This window comes from Bacillus sp. FSL M8-0063, assembly GCF_038005545.1.
Taxonomy (GTDB): Bacteria; Bacillota; Bacilli; order Bacillales; family Bacillaceae_G; genus Bacillus_A; species Bacillus_A wiedmannii.
In genome coordinates, this window is record NZ_JBBOTJ010000001.1 from 1,227,029 (window position 1) to 1,245,589 (window position 18,561).

The following is an 18,561-nucleotide window of genomic DNA, read 5'->3' on the forward strand; positions in this document are numbered from 1 at the left end:
TGTATACAAACAAATAAATGGATATTATCATGAAAGAAGCAAAGAACTTAGGAGTATATGGATATGAAAAAGAAGAAAATAATTAAGTATATGATAGGCATTATAATGGTTTGCGCCGTTTATGCAGGATTTTTACAATATAACATTTATAAGCATGGGCAAATGAATGCTACCTACGATGCGGATTATATAATTGTATTAGGCTCGAAAGTAAACGGAACGAAACCGTCGTACTCATTGCAATATCGTATTGATAAAGCAGCTGAGTATTTACAATCACATGAGAAAACAATTGCTATAGTATCTGGAGGGAAAGGAAAAGGAGAAGATATTTCAGAAGCATTAGCAATGAAAAATGGATTAATGAAACTGAAAATTGCAGAAGACCGCATCATTATGGAAGATAAGTCAACGAGTACAGATGAGAATATTAAATTCTCAAAACCTTTAATTCCGGACAATATGAAAAAGGGAATGATCGTAACAAACGACTTCCATATGTTTAGAGCGAAAAAAATAGCAGCAAAACAAGGTTTACAATTAGAAGGTCTTCCGGCCGAAACACCGAAGCGAATTGTCATTTCATCGAATTTACGAGAGTATTTAGCCATTACTCAATATTGGTTTATGAATCGAATATAGAGAAAATAATCCCGCCTGAAATTTCAGGCGGGATTATTTTAGAGGGAAATCTTACAAATATGTCATGTTCATGAAAGGTAAAGCGATAGTTTCTAGAATGGATTCCTGACATAATGAAGATAACAAAAACTATTTAGAGGTGAGTCGGATGAAAGGAAATAATATATTATCTTCACTATGTTACTTTAGTATCTTTTTTGCACCATTTTTACTGCCAATTATCGTGTACTTCGTTGCGGAGGATGAAGTGAAATACCACGCGAAAAAAGCATTTTGGTCACATATTTTCCCGTATGCGATTTTATTTGGTGGATTAGCAGTATCCGGCATATATGGTTTAAGCTTCAATCAATCCGATGGTGCTGGAATTGGAATGATGATCACATATGCGGTGTTCATTCTTGTAGGGATTTATTACTTCATTTGGAATATCGTAAAAGGTATTAAAGTTTTGAAAACAGCGTAATAAGACAAGAAATAATTTGATGTAAATCTGTCGTTATTCGTCGGTAAGTCGATATATTCGAAAAATCGCTGATATATTTAAATTATCGTCAATAAAATTTCATTTACCGCACTAATAAACGTTTTAAAAAGAGCAATTCAAAAAGAATTGCTCTTTTTGTGCTTATAAGTTGTGAATATTGAAAAAGATATGTTAATTTTTCATTATGAAGAGAAAAAAGGAGTGATTTTCATGAATGAGATCATACATAAAATGGAGCAACACGTTTCAGTTCGTAAATATAAAGAAGAATCAATTCCGAAAGATGCAGTAGAAAGAATGGTGCAAACTGCGCAACATGCCGCTTCCTCACATTTTGTACAGGCGTATTCTGTTATATATGTAACAGATCAAGACTTAAAGGTTAAACTAGCAGAGTTATCTGGAAATCTTCACGTGAAAGACTGTGCAGCATTCTTTGTTTGTTGTGCAGATTTAAAACGACTTGAAATGGCATGTGAAAAACATAGTACAGAGATAAAGTATGAAGGAGTAGAAGACTTTATCGTTGCGACGGTAGATGCTTCACTGTTCGCACAAAACTTAGCGTTAGCAGCAGAATCGTTAGGATACGGTATTTGTTATATTGGTGGTATTCGTAATAACCCGAGAGAAGTGAGTGAATTGCTTCATTTACCGGATAAAGTATATCCTGTATTCGGAATGACAGTTGGTGTACCAGATGAAGATCATGGAGTGAAACCACGTTTACCAGTAGCGGCAATCCTTCATGAAAATGGATATGATGAAAAGAAATATGATGAATTATTAAACGAATACGATGAAACGATGAGCTCGTACTATAAAGAAAGATTAGCAAACAAGAAAAACGTAACATGGACGGAATCAATGAGTTCGTTTATGTCCAAAGAGAAAAGAATGCATATGAAAGAGTTTTTAAGTGAAAAAGGATTTAATAAGAAATGAGTAAAAAGGCAGACCTGCATGCAGGTCTGCCTTTTTTGGAGGAGAAATATGATTGTCTTCGAATAAGTATAGGAGGGAGGAGATAATATGAAAAAAGCTTTAATCTTTTTATTTGATGGATTTGCAGAATTTGAAGTAAATATAGCGAGTTTATTTTTAATAAGTAAGGAATTCGAAATAATAACAGCAACTGTAGACGGAAAAACAGTTAAAGGAGAAGGTGGTTTTTTATGTCAACCACATGTCTCTATCGAGCAGGTTGAAGTAGCAGACTATGAAGTGTTTATTGTGCCAGGAGGACATATTTTTGACCATTTAGAAAATGAACAATTGTTATCGATCGTGAACGAATTACATAAGCAGAACAAATGGATAGCGGGTATTTGTGCAGGAACATCTTTACTACATGCAGCAGGCGTACTTAATAAGAAGAAATTCTCAACATCATTAACATCAGATGAAAAACAGTTAGCACATTTACATGAATGGGAATATAAACAAAATAAAGATGTAACCGTTGATGGGAAAATCATAACAGCGGTAGGGTCTGCTTACGTTGAATTTGCTGCTGAAATAATGAAGCAGCTCAATTTATTTAACGAAGCTGAAGTGAAGGAGAACTTGCAATACTTTAAAAATGTAACAGAGGTTTGTGATGAAACGTTAGTATAAGTGAAAAGTTTGATTGTTAATACCTAAGTTCAGAATGTAGATTCCACTTTCTGAACTTAGGTATTTTATTTGCTATTATATACATAGAAATAAAAATTAAGAATTTTTTACAAAAGTGATAGAAAATGAGAATGAACTGCCAATAGTAAGTAAAAGCAGCTGCTAAAGGGGAACTGAGGAAGGAAGATACTTATGATTTTCAATTCTGAAGGGGATTTAATTATAGCTATGAAAAAACATGATCAAGATGCTTTGAAAGAAGTGATTGATCAATATGGAAAATTAATTTTGTACATTATTCATAAATCATTAAGTACCCCTATTGAAAAACAATATGTGGATGATTGTTATAACGATGTATTTACTGTCATTTGGTTTCATATCGACCAATTTGATACAGAAAAAGGAAACTTAAAATCTTGGATGATTGGTATTACTAAATTAAAGGCATTGGAATATAAAAAGAAAGTATATAAAGAGAATAAAATCGATAAAGACGTAGAAATAGATACAAGTGTCCATGATAGGTATGAAATAGAACAAGAAGAAGAGATTATGGAAATAGTTCAAGATTTAAATAACAAAGATCGATATATCTTTTTAAACAGGTATATTGATGGATATTCTATTGACGATATTGCGAAAGAATTAAAAGTAACGGTGGATTATATATACAATCGAATTTCTCGAGGGAAGAAAAAAATTCAAAAACTGTGGAACGGGAGTGTGTAATATGGATAAAAGATTATTATCTATGTTAAATGAACTCCAATATTCAGAGGAAGAAATTGCACGTTTAGAGAAAGAAGCGAATGAGTCTATAAATATAGATAAGTATTATGTGAAAAACGGGGAATTATTAAAGAAATTAACGATGCAAATATTGGAAGAATCAGTTCGGAAAGAGTTGCAAGAAGGAGAAGAAATCGAGTGTGAAATATTAGTGGAAGAAGGAGGCTTTGTTAATTCTAAAGTTATACCGAATATATTCACGGCAGGTGCTACTTTTTATTATTACATTGTTTTAACTAATACAAGGTTACAAATTATAGCGTTAGATTGTTATTTTAAAAAGTTGAATGAATACAATGTACTAGTAAACTCAATTCAAGCAGTTTCGCAACATAAAAAAATGAAAAATGTATATGGAATTAAAATAAATAACAATTATATACAATTAGGAAGTAAAGAGTATAATCAAGAATTAACAATTTTATTTGAAAAGCTAAAACAATGTGGAGTGAAAGAAGAGAGATATAAGGAGTTTGAAAAACATTGGATGATTTTTTTCAATGTTTTTGTAATAGCAATAGGTGGGCTTCTAGTTTTAAAATATTTAATATGAAAATAAAAAGCGGCATAATAGTCGCTTTTTATCGTTTAGTTAGTATTTTATTTATGATTTTGTATCTCTAAAATATGTTTTTTAGTTATGATGTAAAATACTTCACCGCACGTAATAATATATAAATTCGTTTAAATTTATATATTATTACACAATCTAAAGTATCTTTATCTTGAGAAACTTATTTACAACAAATGCAAACTTTCAATAAGAAGATACATACCCGTGCAACTCAAAAGGATATACGTAAATATTTTGAAAATCCGTTGATTAAGCCATTTGAAAATAATTTGTCCTAAAAATAAACCTAGAAATACAATTGGAATAGCATACAAACTTGATTGCCAAATTGCTTTGTTTGTGCCAGTAAAGAGTATTTGAGTTAGAAGACTAATGAAATATATAAATAGATAAAAAGCTAAAGTAGTTGCTCTCAACTTCTCTTTTTTCGTATCAGTTCCTGTAAAGTAAAGTAACAGGGGTGGTCCTGGCATACCGATACTTGTCGTTAAAAGACCGGATAATCCACCGACTAAGAAATCTCTAGATTTTGTTGATTTAATCTTAAAGTTGCATATTAGCATCAACGTTAATAGTAAGAGCAGGATGCTAATTGCTAATTTAAATGTGTTGATGTTAATGGAAGTGAAAATTAAAATACCAAAAGGAACACCAACTATACTTCCGAAAATTAATCTTTTCAGTAGAATAAAATCAATGTCCATTCTTATTTTCCAGATGAGTGATATGGAAATAATTAAGGATAAAATGATATTTATTTGTATAGCTTCTTGTGGTAGAAATAACATGAGTAAGAAAGGTGTTGCCATAATAGAAAAGCCAAAACCTGTACTTGTTTGTAAAATAGAAGCTACTAATATAATACATATGAAAATGAATATAATCTCCAAAATAGCCCTCCTACATAATCAGATCCAATACATATTTTAACATAAAGTGAAACTTTAATCAGTGGGGGTCTTACTGTCCTTTAATATGGGAAAAAAGCGGCATAATAGCCGCTTTTTATATTGCACTTAATATTCCAATGATGACCCTGTAGCATTAAAATATTTTTCTCGTGAAGGCGTCATTACACGGATTGCTAATAAACAGGAAAGGAAAAGAATGAGTAATGAGCTGCTTATTACAGTGATTTGAACGGAAAGGAATTGTGCGGATGCCCCAATTGCTAAAATGAAAAAGATTTGGATGAAATTTTTTATTGAATCAAACACGCTATCGATACGTCCTATCATATGTACAGGGATGTTATTTTGATAAAATGTTATAAAGCCAGTACCAGCAAATGATGAAGAAATGCCAAGTAAAATGAAACCACTCGCTGCGACTATAAATGAATTTGAAAAGGCGAAAATTACATAGCCTATTGCTGTGAAAATCATACCTAATCCGATACAATGTTGAATTGGTAATCGTTTAGCAAAGAGAGAAACAAGTAATGAACCGAAAACGTAAGCAGCACCAGTTATACTAACAAGCATGCTATATTCCATGTTGGATAAAAACAGTACTTGTTTTGTGAAAACAACCTCTTGTGAATCGAGTGCCATAGAGACAAGCGTAGTAGCTTGAAATAAAACGAATATGAGAATAATGTAACTTTCAGTTCGAGCGAATGAAAAAACTTGTTTCCAATCACTTCGTAATGTTTGTACGAAAGTATTTGCAACTTCTTCGTTTTGCTTTGTTTGTAACGTAATGTTTGGTAAGAAATAAATGAGAATAGTAGAAAGTAGAAAGGAAAGTGAGTTGCAGTAAATAACAAAGGATGCTGAGTACGTGGTGAGAAGTATTCCAGCAAGGGCTGGACCGATAATAAAAGCCCCGCTTGTACAAAAGTTATTCCAAGCGTTGAATTGAGCGCGTTCTTCAGCTCGTATGAGCATTGTTTTATAAGAAAATGAAGCTGGATCGAAAAATGATGTGGCAATACGAGTCAAAAAGATAAAAATATAAATGGCCCAAATAGAATCAAATAGTGGAATACAGCCAATAAGAGCTGCCCGAATTATATCTGTGATGAGCATAATGGACCGTTTGTTTAATCGATCTACTATACTACCAGACCATATTTTTGTAACAACGGTCGCAATTGGACCTACAATCCATAATCCTGCTACAGCAGCAGGGGAGTTTGTGCTATTTAACACCATTACGTTTAGGGCGATGAGATACATAAAATCACCTAAACGAGAAATTCCTGTTCCCGACAATAATAATAATTTATTTTTCATAAGCAGTTGGACCTTTCTTTCATTGTTTTTTAATCCTGCAGGAAATAGCGTATTCCTCTTCGGAGCTTGATTGACGAGCGGTTTTGTTTTCCCAGCGTAATAACACTTGTGTAACTTCCCAAGTAAGCTGTTGTAATTCCTCTGGAGTTAAAAATAAATGAGATACAATATGACTGCCTGTATTCGTTCCTTCTGTGCCGCTTTCTTCAATATAGAAATGAGCAGATTTTGCCTTGTAATATTTTTCAATAATTCCTCGTTTTTCTTTCGTGTCTACTAATTCAAGTAACCCTCCATCATATAAAATTTGAACGTGATAATGAACGCTACCAGCAGATTTATTTAGTTTAGTAGCTACTTGTTTTGCAGTGAGTGCCTCGTCTTTTAAAAGGTGAAGAATTTGAATGCGAGTTGCATTAGAAATGAGCTTCTGCTGCTCAGCTGAAATAGTAAGTCTATCGTCAAACATTATGATATCTCCTTTCTTATGATCTAAATTTATTGTACATTCTAAAAAATTAGAACGTAAGGGAAATAAATCGCCTTTTTCCTTTATATTTCGACATAAATAAAAATAGCATGTACATAAACATGCTATTAAGTGATAGTAGATTCTTCATTAAGTTTCCCTCGATAAAACAAGAACAGCCATATAAAACTCACAAAAATACAGCATATAGCTAACAAGGTACCAATAACTTGAGGAGAAAGAACTTCTAAAAGCCATCCCGTAAAAAATATAGATAACTGAATAAGAGATCCGTAAATGGAATAATGGAATGAAAAAACTTTACCAATCATATTTTCCTTCGTATAAGTTTGAAGTAATGTCGTATCAAGTGGAACGATGATTCCTCCTGCTATGCGCATACAGAATATAGTAATGATACCGATAATAAGTTGATTGGATAAAATAAATCCGAGAAAGAAAATTCCTTGTAGGAGATAGGCCCACCCGAATGCTTTTTTCATTTTTTCTTTATTATGAGAAATATAAAGATTAACGAGAAGGCTTCCCATCATAAGCCCAGCCCCTTGAACCGTATATAAAATTCCAATGTTGGTGTGGAAAATTTTTTCGGCATAGATCGTTAGAAGTAGCTGATAAGCGCCTCCAATCATGCCCCATGAAATGCCGACAAGAATTAACGTTAAAATGATTTTTGTTTGTAATATGTATGTGTAACCATCTTTTATATCAGTAAAAAATGCTTTTTTCTTGTTACAAGTATCATGAGAAGGGACACTCATATTATAAATAAAATAGGCTGAAATAAAGTATGACAGGCTATTTACTAAAAAAGCGAATTCAATATGTAAAGATTGTGCAATTATCCCGCCCAAAGAAGCCCCCATAATAGACATAAAACCATTAATTGTACTAGAAAGAGAGTTAGCAGTTACGAAATGATTTTGGTGTACGATATTTTTTAAGGTTGCTTGTTTAGCCGGCTCAAATAAACAAGAAAGTACGGATAAACATATGTTAGAAATGAAAATAATCTCGATTTTATATAGTGCAAATAAATAAGTGAGGACGATTATGCCTCGTAAAATATCGGTAAAAATCAGAATCTTCTTTTTAGAAAAACGATCTACAACTCCGCCTATGAAAGGACTAAGAAGAAGCTGGGGTAAACCTTTACTTATAAAAGTTAGTGCAATCATAAACGGAGATTCCGTTAGGCTATAGACGAATGTTAATAAAGCTACAGTATGAAACCAATCTCCAAGTACACTTAACGTTTGCCCGTAAAATAGTTTATTGAAGTTTTTATTTGTTTTTAGAAGTGTGGAATAAGAAACTGACATAAAATTTAATCTTTATGTAATGATGATGCTTGAACTTGTTTTTTCCACTCGCTTAAGTACACTTTCTCTGCTGTAGGAAGTCCAATAGGTAATTGTGCAATCAATTCTAAACTATTTCCGTCAGGATCGTTAAAGTATACGGCGGTATGCGCTAATTCTGGAAAAACAATCGGTTCAATTGGTTCCATTCCAAAATCTTTTCGTGCTGAAATGCCTTTTTGATTTAGCCAATGAATCGCATCTTCTAAATCATGTAAGCTTACTTGAAAGGCGATGTGTCGTAAAGAGGGATGATAATTAACTTTGTATTCTGTGCCTTCCCAAAGACCGAGCCAACTTTCGTTTTCTTTAATCCAAAAGAAAGCAATATCATCTCCTCTTTTATATAATTTCAGTCCAAGTGATTCATAAAAAGATATTGATATCTCTAAGTTACTGACAGGTAAATGTGCTTCGTAAAGACCTTTAATCATTGTAATCCTCCTTAGTAAAATATTTCTTATTTCATAGTAAACGTTTTTTTATTAGTTGAAATCACAAAAAGGAGGGATATCACTTCATACGAAAGTATGAAAAAACAGCTCAAATATGAGCTGTTTTCGTATAGTTTTTCGTTCATTTGTTAAGGATAGGATATATTAGTATCCGTATCCGCCGCCACCCCAGCAGCTACATCCGATGATGATTAGAAGGATGAATAGTACGATAAGCAAAGCAAATCCACCGCCGAAACCAGCGCAACTTCCACCATAGCTCATATGTTTTCCTCCTTTTGAGTAAGTTAATCTATATAATTCATGGACTACTATATACAGTATGTTTTTAGTATGGAAAAGGAGCCAGTCTCTTTTGTAATTAGACAAACGCCTGTATGGTTATTTTGATTGTATATTGTGCTAGGGATATGTGAAGAAATCGTTATATATTTTGCGATTTGTTCATAAAAAAATATAAAAATTGTAAAAAAAACCATTTTTATATTTTTTTATGAGAGGATTTGTACTATAATTTTACAAGTAATATTATGGGAAAAGGGAGTTTTAGTAAAGAGATGGAGATGGGAAAATTACACAATAAAATAGAAAACAAAAAGAAAGAGCTAATCCAACTTGTTGCTAGACACGGATTGGATCATGATAAAGTTTTGTTATTTAGCCGAGATTTAGATATACTTATTAATAAGTTTATGAATGTAAAAGATAAAGTACACAAATAAATAATTTATAGTTTTTTATATTAAGATATTTTGTAAAAAAGGAGAGAAAAGTATTTGGAACATTTACAAGAAGAGCTATATAAACAAATAAAAGAAGAAAAAGGTATTGTTACAATTTTTTTAAAGAGTGGCGTTAGAATAGTAGGAGAAGTTGTTGCGATAGACAAATTTACCGTTTTAATGTTAGTTGATGGAAAACAACAGCTTATATACAAGCAGGCTATATCAACAATAATGAAATAAGACACTCATATTGAGTGTCTTTTCATTATCGTTTGCAAGCTTCCACGTCAATGCCGGCAGCGAGTAATTTCTTTTCTCCATCCTGTTCAATCATTTTTTGTAATTTAGATAGGAAAGAATCAAAGTTTGTATGCTTTGCTACTTGGAATGTCATTTTATGCTCAATTGGTAGCCACGTATCAATATCAGCTTCGTTATGCTGAATTTTCACCTCAAGCTTATCAAGTGCGTTAGCTACTTTTGCTTCGTACGTTTCTTTCGCTTCAAACTCCATCCATAAATCATATAATTCCTCACCGAGAGAACCTTTTAATGTTCGTTTAATATTTAAAATGGCTTCTTGCTCATTTGTTTGTTTTTGTAATTGTAATTCATGACTATTCATTGTATCAAAAGCAGGAATATCACCAGCTTCAGCTTCGACTAGGTCGTGAATAATAACCATTTTAAGTAATTTTTCAATATTTACTTTTTGATCTAAATAAGGCTCAACCAAAATGGCCATTAGAGACATGCGCCACGTATGTTCAGCAACACTTTCTTGACGTCCGTTAGAAAGCCAGCTATGTCGCATTTCATATTTTAATTTTTCTGCTAGTGCAATGACTTGTAAAATGTTATGTTCCATTGTAATCCTCCTCATATTTCCATACTGTAATTCTAATATGGAAATAAAATGTGTCAATTCTATGAGTATATTGCGATAAATAGATGATAAGCGTATAATACTTATTATATGTGAAAACGCATTATTAAAATAAAAAAATGTTTTATAAAAATGAAAAGGAAAGGGCAGGAATATGGGAGACGAAAATCAAGGATTTGCTAGACCACAAAGAAGAAAAAGGAAGTTTGACATTTCTAGCCCAGTCGGCATTATAGTAGGTTTTGCCATAGTGATAGCGGCAATTATGATTGGCGGCGGCGGAATAAAAGCTTTTAAAAACTTTTTAGATGTTTCATCTATTTTAATTGTCATAGGGGGAACTACAGCGACAATTGTTGTGGCATATCGATTTGGAGAAATAAAAAAATATACGAAAAGCATTTTTACTGTTTTACATAGAAAAGAAGAAAATTTAGAACAGTTAACGGATTTATTTGTTGATTTTTCGAAAAAGTCTAAAAAACACGGCCTACTTTCTTTAGAAGTTGATGGAGAGCAAGTAGACAATCCTTTTATTCAAAAAGGAATTCGATTAATGTTAAGTGGTTACGATGAAGATGAATTAAAAGAAGTGTTAATGAGAGATGTTGAAACGGAAGTGTATGAGTTAAGAAAAGGGGCAGCATTATTAGATAAAATTGGCGATTTCGCTCCAGCTTGGGGCATGATAGGGACTTTAATCGGTCTTATCATTATGCTTCAAAACTTGCAAGACACATCGCAAATTGGTACAGGGATGGCAGTTGCGATGTTAACGACATTGTATGGGTCAGTACTTGCAAATATGATTGCAATCCCTCTTGCTGAAAAAGTGTATCGTGGTATTGAAGATTTATATACAGAGAAGAAGTTTGTTATTGAAGCGATTTCAGAATTATATCGCGGTCAAATTCCTTCTAAATTAAAGTTGAAACTCGATACATATGTATACGAAACAAAGATAAAAAAAGTAAAACGAGCAGCCTAATATTTCAAGGAGTGGTATGGTTATGATGAAACGACCGCAAAAGGGATCGCCTCGTTGGATGACGACTTTTACAGATTTAACGATGTTATTATTAACTTTCTTTGTATTACTAGTTGCTACATCAAAGCAGGATGCAGTAAAATTGTCAAAGATGCTTGAAAAGTTTAGTGACGTGGAGCAAGTAGATGCGAAAGTAATGGAAAATACAATACCAGATATTTCGCATGAAAAAAATGATGAAAAAATGTTCTCGAAAAAGAGAATGGACGAATTATATAAAAAGTTAAAAGCATATGTAGATAATAACGGTATTAGTCAAGTGAATGTATATCGAGAGGATACGGGAGTAAGCGTCGTTATAGTAGATAATTTAATATTTGATACGGGTGACGCGAACGTTAAACCGGAAGCGAAAGAGATAATAAGTCAATTAGTTGGGTTTTTCCAATCAGTACCAAATCCGATTGTTGTTGAAGGGCATACAGATAGTAGACCGATTCATAACGACAAATTCCCTTCTAACTGGGAGCTGTCTTCAGCAAGAGCAGCAAATATGATTCACCACTTAATCGAAGTGTATAATGTGGATGATAAAAGGCTAGCTGCGGTAGGATATGCAGACACAAAGCCAGTTGTACCAAATGATTCACCGCAAAATTGGGAGAAAAACCGTCGCGTTGTCATTTACATAAAAGAATAGTATATTATCATTTTAATAATAAAATAATGAAAATACGAAAATTCTTTTAAAAAAATATTAAATTTTATCATTTTATTTTGTATAATGAGTGAGAATGATAAGGTGAAATATTAAGATATATTTATACATAGAAGGAGAGAATTAAAAAGAATGGCACATAAAATTTTAGTTGTAGACGATGCGATGTTCATGCGAACGATGATTAAAAACTTATTAAAAAGTAATTCTGAATTTGAAATTATTGGTGAAGCAGAGAATGGAGTAGAAGCAATTCAGAAGTTTAAAGAACTTCAACCGGATATTGTAACATTAGATATTACTATGCCAGAAATGGACGGACTTGAAGCGTTAAAAGAAATTATTAAAATTGATTCAAGTGCAAAAGTTGTTATTTGTTCTGCAATGGGACAACAAGGTATGGTATTAGATGCAATTAAGGGTGGAGCAAAAGACTTTATTGTAAAGCCGTTCCAAGCAGATCGCGTAATTGAAGCTTTAACAAAAGTAGCAAACAGCTAATATAGAAGGGGTGCCACAAGGAATCTAAACATTGATAGCGGATATGCGTGTGGCCCCCTTTTTTCTTGCTTTAAAACACTAAATTGTTATACATAAATGAAATGTTTGTTAGACAGGTAGGGGATGAAAATGCAAACAGATCTATTAAATATATTTTTTGAGGAATCAGAAGAACATTTACAATCGCTAAATGAAAATGTGCTAACTTTAGAACAAAATCCCACTGATATGGATGTTGTGGGAGAAATATTCCGCTCAGCCCATACATTTAAAGGTATGTCAGCGAGTATGGAATTTACGGAAATGGCGGATTTAACGCATAAAATGGAAAACGTTTTAGATGAAATTCGTCATGGGAATATAGTTGTAAATGCAGAGATTATTGATGTGATTTTTGAGTGCATTGATAATTTAGAGAAGATGGTTGCAGATGTGCAACAAGGCGGAATGGGCAATATTGATGTAATTACAACTAAGCAGAAATTAGAAGCATTATTGAATGGCAATGTAGAAACTCCTGCGGAATATATTGAGCAAGAACCTATAAATAATGATGATGCAGTTTCGCATGAAGTGCATATAACTGTTGAGCAACATGCTATTTTAAAAGCAGTACGTGCAATTATGTGTATTGAAGCACTGCAAAATGTAGGTAATGTACAAAAAACAGTTCCAAGTATTGAAGAAATTGAAGCAGATGCTTTCGGGTTTGAGTTCACAGTATTTATGGATACTGATCAAAGTGAAGAAGAATTAAAACAAGTAGTGCTTCATGTTTCTGAAATTGAGAAAGTAGAAGTAAAGCAAGGACATACATTAAAAGAAGTAGTCTCGAAAGAATTGGGTACACAAGAAGCTATGCAGGAAGATTTACAAGCGGCTACGCATGTGGAATCAACTAAAGAAGTATCGAAGCAAGCTGCTAATGCTACACCTGCTAAAAGCGCTGCAAAAACGAAAAATGGTAAAGTGGAAAATCGTTCCATACGTGTTCAATTAGAAAAAATTGAAAGATTAATGAACATGTTTGAAGAAAGTGTAATTGAGCGTGGTCGTATAGATGAATTGGCACAAGCAATTCAAAACAAGGAATTAATTGAGCATTTAAATCGATTAGGCGATATTTCAAAAGATATTCAAAATGTACTACTAAACATGCGTATGGTACCGATAGAAACTGTTTTCAATCGTTTCCCGCGTATGGTACGTATGTTAGCGAAAGATTTAGGGAAGAAAATCGATTTACAAATTACAGGTGAAGACACCGAAGTTGATAAAATTGTTATTGATGAAATCGGTGATCCACTCGTCCATTTAATTCGTAATGCAATTGATCATGGGGTTGAAACTGTTGAACAACGTCGTGATGCAGGAAAAAATGAGACAGGTACGATTAAATTAGAAGCGTTCCATAGTGGAAATCATGTCGTTATTCAAATTACGGATGATGGAAATGGAATTCATAAAGGGAAAGTATTAGAAAAAGCGATTAAAAATGGTGTTGTAACAGAATCTGAGGCAAATAAATTAACGGACCGTGAAGTATTTGATTTGATTTTCCAACCCGGATTTAGTACAGCTGAAGTTGTATCAGACCTTTCTGGGCGTGGCGTTGGATTAGATGTAGTGAAACATACGATCCATAGTTTAGGTGGACACTTAATTATTGATTCTGAAGAAGGGAAAGGTAGTACATTTAGAATTGAACTGCCATTAACGTTGTCCATTATTCAATCTATGCTTGTTCAAACGAATGATAAACGTTATGCTTTCCCTCTTGGCAATATTGTTGAAGCAATTCGGATTAAAAAAGAAGACATTCAATCCTTACAAGGAAAAGATGTGTTAAATTACCGTAATCAAATTATTGAAGTGAAGCATTTAAGTACTGTATTTGGTGAGAAAACAGTAGATGAGGCGTTTGCGTCATATGATGGTCAAATGGTTCCTGTGTTAATTGTTCGTAATACACATCGCAGCTATGGACTTATTGTAAACACAATTATCGGTCAAAGAGAAATCGTCTTAAAGTCATTAGGTGACTTCTTTGCAGAGAGTTCGAATTATTTCTCTGGTGCGACAATTCTCGGTGATGGACGAGTGGTCCTCATTTTAAACCCAGAAGGTTTATAATAGGAATGAAGGAAAGCTCCCCACTTGTATACAATTGGGGAGCTTTTTGGTTAATCGTTACTAATCTAAAAATGGGAATAAATACATATTAACGTTTTATATAATAAGTTTGTTAAAATAAAATGAGAGTTTATATCATTTGATAGAAAAACAGAAATGAGGAGGCAGAGAAAATGCCTGAGCAACACACAAAAGGGGATAAGAGCACAATTGTGCTAGAAAAAGAAAATGAGCATTTAACGCCTCAAGAATGTGATATTCTTGGCGAAATTGCAAATATATCATTTGGTTCAGCTTCGACTGTATTATCAACAATCTTAAATAGGCAAGTAAGTATTACTGCTCCTCGCATAGAATTGGTAGATTTATATGATTCAAGCGACGTCGAAGTTCCACACGTTGTATTAAACATTCATTTTACAAAAGGATTAGATATGGAAAACCTTCTTGTCCTTAAGCAAGATGTTGCATTATCCATTGCTGATTTAATGATGATGGGAACAGGTGAAGTGGAAGACGGAAAAGAACTTGGTGAATTAGAGCTAAGTGCTGTACAAGAAGCGATGAATCAAATGATGGGGTTCGCAGCTACATCTATGTCAGAATTCTTTCAAGATACAGTAGATATGTCTCCGCCGACAATTAAAGTTGTAAAGTTATCAGAAGAAATGGAGAAAATTTCTGAGATTGATGGGAATCAAACGATTGTTAAAGTATCGTTTGATTTAAAGATAGATAATCTTGTAAACTCTAAACTTGTGCAAATTGTTTCAGTTGAACATGCGAAACGAATGGTAAATAAATTAATGCAATTATCTGGTGGAGTAGAAGAAAAAGATGAGCCAGCAGAAGTAGTGGAAACGGAGATTGTAGAAGAACAAGTTGAAAAAGAGCATTTAACACAAGAAGAGAAAGATGTCCTTGGTGAAATTGCAAATATTTCAATTGGTTCAGCTTCAACAGTATTGTCAACACTATTAAATCAGCCAGTTACAATTAGTACGCCCAATGTAGAATCAATCAATGTTCGTCATTATGACGGAGTACCAGTCCCGTTTGTTATTTTAAATGTTGATTTTGTTGAAGGGCTAAAGAATGAGAATGTATTCGTATTTACGAAAGATGTCGCTTTAACAATGGTAGATTTAATGATGATGGGAACAGGGGAAGTTGATCCAGAGAAGGAGCTTAGTGAATTAGAACTGAGTGGTATTAAAGAAATTATGAACCAAATGATGGGGCATGCTGCGACGGCGATGTCAGAAATGTTTCAAGAAAAAATGGACATGACACCACCAAATGTTAAATTCGTAACGTTAAAAGAAGAAATGGAATATTTGGGAGAGTCAATGAAAGTGGACGAACTCGTCCAAATTACGTTCAACCTTGAAATTGGTGACCTGCTTCAATCGAAAATGTATCAAATTTTACCGATTTCAGAAGCGAAAGAAATGGTAAGAAGACTTCTATATCCAATGATGGAAGAGGAAGAAGAGATTGTTACGGAAGAAATTGAAGAAGAAAAAATTGTAGAACCTGTTGTGCAACCTATTGAATTTAAAGAAGTAAAACAAATGGAACCAGTATACATGGATACATCCATCTTACAAAATGTAGAAATGAATGTGAAATTTGTATTTGGAAGCACAGTGAAAACAATTCAAGATATTTTAAGTTTACAAGAGAATGAAGCGGTTGTACTGGATGAGGATATTGACGAGCCAATTCGTATTTATGTAAATGATGTATTGGTGGCGTATGGTGAACTTGTAAATGTAGATGGATTTTTTGGAGTAAAAGTGACGAAATCGCTATAAGTCGTTGAAATAGGAGTTTGAGCTAGTAGATGAAAAACGTAAAGTTTTTTCTAATGAGCTGGTTATTCATACATATGTATTTGTTCTTCCCTCTGCAAAGTCAGGCGGAAGAACAAATTGAGCCAGATCAAAAACTAAATGAAATGAATGTACAAGAAGAAAACAAAGAAGTTCAAGAGCAGCCAGAGCAAGTGGAATTGAATCAAGGTAAAGAGGAACAACAAGAAGTAGCAAATGAACAAGAGGTCGAAAAAAAGATAGAGACGGATCAAGGGGTTATTACAGTAAATAAGTCGGAATTAAAAGTTGGCGAAGAAGTGCGGGTTATTGTAGAGCCGAAAGAGCAAAATGTTCAAAGTATAAAAGGTATTTTGCGCTTGCCAAAAAACGACGATCAGTATGAACAAGAAAGAATGCTATCGTTTAAGTATGAAGAGGAAACGAAGCGATGGATTGCTAACTACAAGGTCGAAACTTTTGATTTGCAAGGTGATTGGAATCTTCAGCTCATTCAAAGTTCTAAAGAAACTGAGAAAGAAGAGCTTATAGAAAATGAAGTGAAAGTCCCATTTATTCGTATAAATAATGACACGCCAACAATAGATAAAGAACTGCCGAAGTTGCATAAAGTTACTGTTGACGAGGCGAAAGAGAAGCTAATTGAACGGAAACAAGGCGATTCTATACGTGTGCGAGTGAAGGCGACAGACGTAGAATCAGTTGTGAAAGAGGTTCGTGTTATATTAAAAGGGAAAGAAAATAAAGAGATTACATTTTTATTAGATTACAATAAGCGCGACATGGATTGGCAAAAAGTATTTGAAATAACGGATGCGTTGCCAATCGGGACATACGAAATACTTGTAGAGATAGTGGATGCGGCCGGCAATAAACTGGTTGAGGAAAGTGAGTATATCGTTTCTATTTTGGAGCAAAAACCAGAAGAGAATAAAAAGATAGAAGAACGAGAGAATGAAGATAAATTAGAAGTTAAGGAAGAACCTGAGAAGCAGGAAGACTCGAAAGTAGAAATCCCGCTTCCAGAAGAAAAACTGCTAGTTGTTCAAATTCCGAAAAAAGAAGAGAAAGTAAACGATCTTATAAAAGAACCATTGAAAGAGAAAGAAAAAATTACTTATGTTATAAAAGAGCCTCTCACAGACAACAAGGAAGTAAATAAAGCGAAGGCTCAAAAAGATAAAGATAATAACAATCAAGTCATTTCGAAAAAGAAAGAGAAAAAAGAAGAGCCAGAAGATAAGAAAGAAGCAAAAAGTGAACAGGGAATACAAGCTTCTAATGTATTTGCTATCATGTCAGGTTTATTCGTATTGTTTTTAGTTTTAAAAAGTAATAAAGAATGGGGCTAATAATTTCATAGTAGTGGAGGCGCTTAGATGGAGATTAAACGTACGACAATTGAAAATAAGACGCTACAACCATTAAAACAGCCTGCAGCTATTTCGGAACATGAAATCCAGAAAGAACGAAAGCATAGTAATCTAGTGTTTACTGGACAGTCTAAGATTATTTCGAGAAATAATGAAATAGGGATTTTACTTGCGAGTTTAGGTGATGGAAAGGTTATGAAGGAAATGCTTTCTAAAGAGATGGATACAGTATTACAACTCTTTAAAAAGTTACATACGTTAACTGGTGAAGGAAAGCAAACAGAAAAAGTATTTGAACAAGTAATGAGAAGTTTACAAGGGCTTGTTAAACAGGCGCATATAAAAGAACTTCCTTTGTTAGATGGAACGTATGATTTCGCAGAAGTACAACTATCATTTGGTAGAAAGGTACATATTCCGTTATTAGATGTAAGTGCACTCATTTCTAGAGTGGAAAGTGATTCTTCAGAAGGAAATATAAATTTAATGGTAACGGTTATTACTGCTTACATAACGAAATTGTCTAACGAAACTATTTTAATTAGCGTTACAGATCGCACTGCTAAAGAGCGGGATGTAAGTGTATGGAGAGCGCTTGCAGAAATGAATATGACACAATTATCACAGGCCCTGAAACAAACGATGCAAGAACATAAATGGTCTATGACATTTCTTTTTCTCTTTGTATGGATTGTTGCTATTATTTTAATTCGAGTTATATAAAAAGGTCGTCACTTTACATTGTGA

At 33.3% G+C, this 18,561-nt stretch carries 22 protein-coding genes; 15 read left to right on the plus strand and 7 right to left on the minus strand.

The window, feature by feature from the left end; translation table 11 throughout:
* Positions 1 to 63: 63 nt before the first annotated feature.
* The 6 genes from MKX31_RS06330 (at position 64) to MKX31_RS06355 (ending at position 4,091) form a co-directional block, all read left to right on the plus strand.
* Positions 64 to 642, plus strand: a complete 579-nt coding sequence (locus MKX31_RS06330; RefSeq protein ID WP_088048428.1) for a YdcF family protein — start codon at positions 64 to 66, stop codon at positions 640 to 642.
* 148 nt (positions 643 to 790) lie between these two features.
* Positions 791 to 1,108 carry a DUF4870 domain-containing protein gene (locus MKX31_RS06335; RefSeq protein ID WP_000678044.1) on the plus strand — a complete coding sequence of 106 codons (318 nt, stop codon included), beginning with the start codon at positions 791 to 793 and terminating at the stop codon, positions 1,106 to 1,108.
* A 231-nt stretch (positions 1,109 to 1,339) separates the two neighbouring features.
* Complete coding sequence (gene nfsA, locus MKX31_RS06340; RefSeq protein WP_340980331.1) at positions 1,340 to 2,074, plus strand: oxygen-insensitive NADPH nitroreductase; 735 nt, start codon at positions 1,340 to 1,342, stop codon at positions 2,072 to 2,074.
* Between the two features lie 87 nt (positions 2,075 to 2,161).
* The gene (locus MKX31_RS06345) at positions 2,162 to 2,746 is read left to right on the plus strand and encodes a type 1 glutamine amidotransferase family protein (RefSeq protein ID WP_098102190.1); all 585 of its coding nucleotides are present in this window, start codon (positions 2,162 to 2,164) and stop codon (positions 2,744 to 2,746) included.
* Positions 2,747 to 2,932: 186 nt separating this feature from the next.
* On the plus strand, positions 2,933 to 3,478 hold the full coding sequence (locus MKX31_RS06350; RefSeq protein WP_142315016.1) for a sigma-70 family RNA polymerase sigma factor: 546 nt from the start codon (positions 2,933 to 2,935) through the stop codon (positions 3,476 to 3,478).
* Between the two features lies 1 nt (position 3,479).
* Positions 3,480 to 4,091 carry a flagellar motor switch protein FliG gene (locus tag MKX31_RS06355; protein WP_098102194.1) on the plus strand — a complete coding sequence of 204 codons (612 nt, stop codon included), beginning with the start codon at positions 3,480 to 3,482 and terminating at the stop codon, positions 4,089 to 4,091.
* Between the two features lie 185 nt (positions 4,092 to 4,276).
* On the opposite strand, the gene MKX31_RS06360 is transcribed toward MKX31_RS06355, so the two are convergent.
* From MKX31_RS06360 to MKX31_RS06385, 6 genes are all read right to left on the minus strand, one after another.
* Positions 4,277 to 5,002, minus strand: a complete 726-nt coding sequence (locus tag MKX31_RS06360; protein WP_064476558.1) for a sulfite exporter TauE/SafE family protein — start codon at positions 5,000 to 5,002, stop codon at positions 4,277 to 4,279.
* A gap of 126 nt (positions 5,003 to 5,128) precedes the next feature.
* Positions 5,129 to 6,349, minus strand: coding sequence for an MFS transporter (locus MKX31_RS06365; protein ID WP_340980336.1), 1,221 nt, complete (start codon positions 6,347 to 6,349; stop codon positions 5,129 to 5,131).
* Positions 6,350 to 6,368: 19 nt separating this feature from the next.
* A complete protein-coding gene (locus MKX31_RS06370) occupies positions 6,369 to 6,818 on the minus strand; it encodes an ArsR/SmtB family transcription factor (RefSeq protein WP_064476555.1) in 450 nt (149 codons plus the stop codon).
* Positions 6,819 to 6,946: 128 nt separating this feature from the next.
* Positions 6,947 to 8,161: an MFS transporter gene (locus MKX31_RS06375; protein ID WP_340980338.1), complete on the minus strand. Its 1,215-nt coding sequence runs from the start codon at positions 8,159 to 8,161 to the stop codon at positions 6,947 to 6,949.
* A gap of 5 nt (positions 8,162 to 8,166) precedes the next feature.
* Positions 8,167 to 8,634 carry a VOC family protein gene (locus tag MKX31_RS06380; protein ID WP_098111835.1) on the minus strand — a complete coding sequence of 156 codons (468 nt, stop codon included), beginning with the start codon at positions 8,632 to 8,634 and terminating at the stop codon, positions 8,167 to 8,169.
* A gap of 165 nt (positions 8,635 to 8,799) precedes the next feature.
* Complete coding sequence (locus MKX31_RS06385; protein ID WP_000120179.1) at positions 8,800 to 8,919, minus strand: YjcZ family sporulation protein; 120 nt, start codon at positions 8,917 to 8,919, stop codon at positions 8,800 to 8,802.
* Positions 8,920 to 9,158: 239 nt separating this feature from the next.
* On the opposite strand from MKX31_RS06385, the gene MKX31_RS06390 reads away from it, so the two are divergent.
* Positions 9,159 to 9,377, plus strand: a complete 219-nt coding sequence (locus MKX31_RS06390; protein WP_002096752.1) for an aspartyl-phosphate phosphatase Spo0E family protein — start codon at positions 9,159 to 9,161, stop codon at positions 9,375 to 9,377.
* A gap of 54 nt (positions 9,378 to 9,431) precedes the next feature.
* Complete coding sequence (gene hfq / locus MKX31_RS06395; RefSeq protein ID WP_000400660.1) at positions 9,432 to 9,620, plus strand: RNA chaperone Hfq; 189 nt, start codon at positions 9,432 to 9,434, stop codon at positions 9,618 to 9,620.
* 25 nt (positions 9,621 to 9,645) lie between these two features.
* Here the strand turns inward: hfq and MKX31_RS06400 are convergent, their stop codons facing one another.
* Positions 9,646 to 10,248, minus strand: coding sequence for an HD domain-containing protein (locus MKX31_RS06400; RefSeq protein WP_088048433.1), 603 nt, complete (start codon positions 10,246 to 10,248; stop codon positions 9,646 to 9,648).
* A 172-nt stretch (positions 10,249 to 10,420) separates the two neighbouring features.
* Between MKX31_RS06400 and MKX31_RS06405 the strand changes: the two genes are divergently transcribed.
* The 7 genes from MKX31_RS06405 to MKX31_RS06435 all read left to right on the plus strand — a co-directional run bounded on the left by MKX31_RS06405 (position 10,421) and on the right by MKX31_RS06435 (position 18,537).
* Positions 10,421 to 11,254 carry a flagellar motor protein MotP gene (locus MKX31_RS06405; protein ID WP_098111834.1) on the plus strand — a complete coding sequence of 278 codons (834 nt, stop codon included), beginning with the start codon at positions 10,421 to 10,423 and terminating at the stop codon, positions 11,252 to 11,254.
* 22 nt (positions 11,255 to 11,276) lie between these two features.
* Complete coding sequence (locus tag MKX31_RS06410; protein WP_098102200.1) at positions 11,277 to 11,954, plus strand: OmpA family protein; 678 nt, start codon at positions 11,277 to 11,279, stop codon at positions 11,952 to 11,954.
* Positions 11,955 to 12,104: 150 nt separating this feature from the next.
* Positions 12,105 to 12,473: a response regulator gene (locus MKX31_RS06415; RefSeq protein ID WP_000940570.1), complete on the plus strand. Its 369-nt coding sequence runs from the start codon at positions 12,105 to 12,107 to the stop codon at positions 12,471 to 12,473.
* A gap of 129 nt (positions 12,474 to 12,602) precedes the next feature.
* Entirely contained in the window at positions 12,603 to 14,606 is a 2,004-nt protein-coding gene (locus tag MKX31_RS06420; protein WP_098102201.1) for a chemotaxis protein CheA, read from the plus strand.
* 173 nt (positions 14,607 to 14,779) lie between these two features.
* Complete coding sequence (locus tag MKX31_RS06425) at positions 14,780 to 16,423, plus strand: flagellar motor switch protein (RefSeq protein ID WP_048561278.1); 1,644 nt, start codon at positions 14,780 to 14,782, stop codon at positions 16,421 to 16,423.
* A gap of 29 nt (positions 16,424 to 16,452) precedes the next feature.
* Positions 16,453 to 17,793: a transglycosylase gene (locus MKX31_RS06430; RefSeq protein ID WP_340980345.1), complete on the plus strand. Its 1,341-nt coding sequence runs from the start codon at positions 16,453 to 16,455 to the stop codon at positions 17,791 to 17,793.
* Between the two features lie 27 nt (positions 17,794 to 17,820).
* The gene (locus tag MKX31_RS06435) at positions 17,821 to 18,537 is read left to right on the plus strand and encodes a hypothetical protein (protein WP_098111831.1); all 717 of its coding nucleotides are present in this window, start codon (positions 17,821 to 17,823) and stop codon (positions 18,535 to 18,537) included.
* Positions 18,538 to 18,561 lie beyond the last annotated feature (24 nt).